Below are 3,807 nucleotides of genomic sequence, written 5' to 3'. Positions count from 1 at the left end.
GCAGGTGCCCGTCCACGTAGCGTCCGTGCAGCACGAAGTCGATGTCCAGTTCCGGCCAGTCCCCGCTCTGGTTGTCACGGTGCCCGGCGTCGCGGAAGGCGCGCACCGTGTAGGTGCGCATCACCCCGCGCTCCTGCGGGTCGATCGCCAGCCAGCGCTGGTACCAGCCGGCCTGCTCGGCGGGGCTGGTCAGCCCGGCCGGGCGCATCGCGGCCAGCTCCTGGGGCAGCATGCCGGCCTTGTTGGTGGCCAGCAGCAGCTTGATGCGCATGTCCAGCGGGTGGCTGTTGGTGCCAAAGTGCTCCAGGTCCGGACCGGCCAGGGTGATGCGCCGGAAGGAGTGGGAGATGTTCTCGGCGCGTACCACCTCGGTCTCAAACGCCAGGGTCGGGCAGTGCTCGGCACTGGGCCGCAGCTCGGCGGAGAGCTCCTGCCGCCCCTCCGGGGTCCGCGGCTGCTTCGCCGGCTGCTCGGTGACCTCCGGGGTGGAGATGTCCCGGCGCACGATCCCGTTCGCGGCCAGCAGGCTTTCGGCGCGCAGCACCCGGTGCTTGCCGATGGGCAGCACCAGCGGGGTGCCGGCCACCGGGTCGGGGATGACCCGCGAGGGCATCCCGAACACCTCCTTGACGGTTTTCTCGGTGACCACCACGCTGGGGTGCCCGGAGGCGAAGACCTTCCCGTCCTTCAGCGCCACCAGGTGGTCGGCGTAGCGGGCGGCCAGGTTCAGATCGTGCAGCACGATCACCACGGTGATCCCGCGGGTGCGGTTCAGCTCGGCGATCACGTCCAGCACCTCGAGCTGGTGGGCGATGTCCAGGTAGGTGGTCGGCTCATCCAGCAGCAGCAGCCCGGTTTCCTGGGCCAGCGCCATCGCGATCCACACGCGCTGGCGCTGCCCGCCGGAGAGCTCATCGACCGGGCGTTCGGACAGCTCCGAGGTGCGGGTCAGCTCCATGGCCCGGGCCACGGCGGCCTCGTCCTCCGCGGAGAAGCGCTTGAACCAGCCCTGGTGCGGGTAGCGGCCGCGGCTGATCAGCTCGCGCACGGTGATCCCGTCCGGGGCGTTGGGGGTCTGCGGCAGCAGCCCCAGCTTCTTGGCCACCTCCCGCGCCGGGCGGGTGTGGATGTCCGAGCCGTCCAGCAGCACCTGGCCCTGGGCGGGCTTGAGCAGCCGGGCCAGCGCGCGCAGCAGCGTGGACTTTCCGCAGCCGTTGGCGCCGACCACCATGGTCACTTCCCCGGTGGGGATTTGCAGTGAGAGTTCATCGACGATGGTGACCTTGTCGTAGGCCAGCGTCAGGCCTGTGGCCCGCAGATCGGCCATGGGTTATCCCCCGTTTCCAGTTGAGTTGGCACGCACCAGGACCCATAGCAGGAACGGTGCGCCGAATGCTCCGGTGATCACGCCCACCGGCAGGGACACTTGCGCAAAGAGGTTCGCGGCCGCGAAGTTCGCCACCACGACGATCACCGCGCCGGTCAGGGCTGATAATCCAATGTTAATGGCCGATCGGGTCAGCGCGGCACTGATCGGCCCGGCCAGGAAGGCGACGAAGGCCAGCGGGCCGGTGACCGCCACCGGGATCGCGCCCATCGCCACCGCGGTGAACACCAGCAGCGCGCGGGCCGCCGGAACGTTCAGCCCGAGTGCCGCGGCGGTGTCCTCCCCCAGCTCCAGCAGCTTCAGCTGGCGCACCACCACCGGCACCAGCACCAGGCCCACCACCCCCAGCCCGAGGCACAGCACCGCCGCCGCATCCCAGGTGGCGGCGGACAGCGAGCCGGTCAGCCAGCGGATCGCGTCCCCGGCGGTGTTCAGCTGGGCCTGGGTGAGCAGGTACTGGATCACCGCCTGCAGCATCGCCCCGATCGCCAGCCCGGCCAGGATCAGCCGCGGGCCGGTGCGGGTGCCGGAGGCCGAGAGCCAGTAGATCACCGCCGCCACCCCCAGCCCGCCGGCCAGGGCGGCGGCGTTCATCGCCCAGCCGTTGACCCCGAAGTACACCATCGCCACGATCGCCGCGGCCGCCGCACCGTATCCGACGCCGATCACGTCGGGGCTGGCCAGCGGGTTGCCCAGCCAGCGCTGGAACAGGGCGCCGCTGACCCCGAAACCGGCCCCGGCCAGCGCCCCGACCACCAGGCGGGGCAGGCGGTCCTCCATCACGATGAACGAGGTGCCCGGCACGCTCTGCCCGCCCAGCACGGCCAGCACCTCGCCGGGGTCCAGGGCCTCGCGCCCCCAGAACAGGTAGGCGGCGGCGCCGCCCAGCAGCGCCAGCACCAGCCACAGGGCGCTGACCGCTGCCCGGGTGCGCCGCGGGGCGCGTTCGGCCAGGGCGGCGGTGACCCGGGATTTTGAGGTTGGCAGGTTCACAGGCTCACCGCCTTCATGCCGCGGCGCATCAGCGCGATGAACAGCGGCGCGCCAACCAGCGCGCACATCACCCCGGCCTGCACTTCCCCCGGCGGGGCGATCAGCCGTCCAAGCACGTCGGCGGCGAGCATCAGCACCGGCCCGGCCAGCAGGCACCCCGGCATCAGCCAGCGGTAGTCCGAACCGATCAGCAGGCGCACCGCATGCGGGATGATCAGCCCGACGAACGCGATCGGCCCGGCCACCGCGGTGGCGGTCCCGGCCAGCAGCACGATCCCGATCGACCCCAGCAGCCGCATCCGGCCCAGGTTGAAGCCCAGCGCGGTCGCGGTCTGTTCGCCCATCGCCACCGCGTTGGAGACCCGGGCGGTGCCCAGCACGATGAGGCAGCCCAGCAGCACCACCGGCAGGGCGGTGAGGTAGGTGTCCACCCCGCGTGCGGCCAGGGTGCCGATCTGCCAGAACCGGAATTCGTCCAGCGCGGCCCGGGAAATCATCAGCAGCGCGTTGGTCACTGCGGTCAGCCCCACCGCCAGGGCGGCGCCGGCCAACGCCAGCTTGATCGGGGTGGCGCCCTCCCGCCCGATGGAGGCGACCAGGTAGACCAGGGTCATCACCGCCGCGGCCCCGGCAAACGCGGCCAGCATCATCCCGCCCAGGCCCAGCGAGCCGAACAGCGCGATCGAGACGACCACCGCCAGCGCGGCGCCGGCGTTCAGCCCCAGGATCCCGGGGTCGGCCAGCGGGTTGCGGGTCAGCCCCTGCATCCCGGCCCCGGCCAACCCCAGCGCCGCGCCGGTGACCAGGGCCCCGACGGTGCGCGCAATGCGCGAATGCACCACCGCATGTTCCGGGTTGGCCGCGTCATAATCGGCCAGGGTGCCCAGCACCGAGGCCAACGGCACCGGCCGGGCCCCCAACGCCAGGGAGGCGCCCACGCCCAGGATGAGCAGCAGCAGCAGGCCCAGGCACACCCCGAGCTTGCGCCCGGGGCGGATCGCGGTGCTGCGCGTTGTACTTTCGGTCGCGCTCATTGCTTCCTACACTCGTTGCTATGAAAGATCTTGCCAGTCCCACCATTCTGGGCCCCGGGCTCGCCGTGCTGCGGGCCGCGAACCCCTCGCAGATGACCCTGGAGGGCACCAACAGCTACCTGCTCTTCGACGTCCACGCCACGCTGGGCGCCGGCAGCCCCGTGGTGCTCATCGATCCGGGCCCGGACCTGGAGGAGCACCTGGCCGCGTTGGCCGCCCACCGGGTGGTGCTGGTGCTGATCACCCACCGGCATGCCGATCACACCGGCGGGATCGACCGGCTGCACCGGCTGACCAACGCCCCGGTGCGCGCGCTGCTGCCCGAGCACTGCCGCGACGCCGCGCCGCTGTCGGACCGGGAGGTCATCGACGCGGCCGGGGTGCGCCTGCAGG

Annotated in this window: 4 protein-coding genes; 1 reads left to right on the top strand and 3 read right to left on the bottom strand. The window is 71.9% G+C overall.

The window, feature by feature from the left end; all coding sequences use genetic code 11:
• From RCJ92_RS15295 to RCJ92_RS15285, 3 genes are all read right to left on the bottom strand, one after another.
• On the bottom strand, window positions 1–1,327 hold a 1,327-nt coding region (locus RCJ92_RS15295; protein WP_446755048.1), incomplete at its 3' end, for an ATP-binding cassette domain-containing protein.
• Window positions 1,328–1,330: 3 nt separating this feature from the next.
• Window positions 1,331–2,380, bottom strand: coding sequence for a FecCD family ABC transporter permease (locus RCJ92_RS15290; protein WP_446755047.1), 1,050 nt, complete (start codon window positions 2,378–2,380; stop codon window positions 1,331–1,333).
• Entirely contained in the window at window positions 2,377–3,414 is a 1,038-nt protein-coding gene (locus RCJ92_RS15285; protein WP_446755046.1) for a FecCD family ABC transporter permease, read from the bottom strand. The genes RCJ92_RS15290 and RCJ92_RS15285 overlap by 4 nt, the downstream gene beginning before the upstream one ends.
• 20 nt (window positions 3,415–3,434) lie before the next feature.
• Here RCJ92_RS15285 and RCJ92_RS15280 point away from each other — a divergent pair.
• A partial coding sequence (locus RCJ92_RS15280) for an MBL fold metallo-hydrolase (RefSeq protein ID WP_446755045.1) occupies window positions 3,435–3,807 on the top strand: 373 nt, incomplete at its 3' end.

Source organism: Glutamicibacter sp. BSL13 (assembly GCF_052928425.1).
This window is presented reverse-complemented; position numbering and strand designations above follow the sequence as displayed.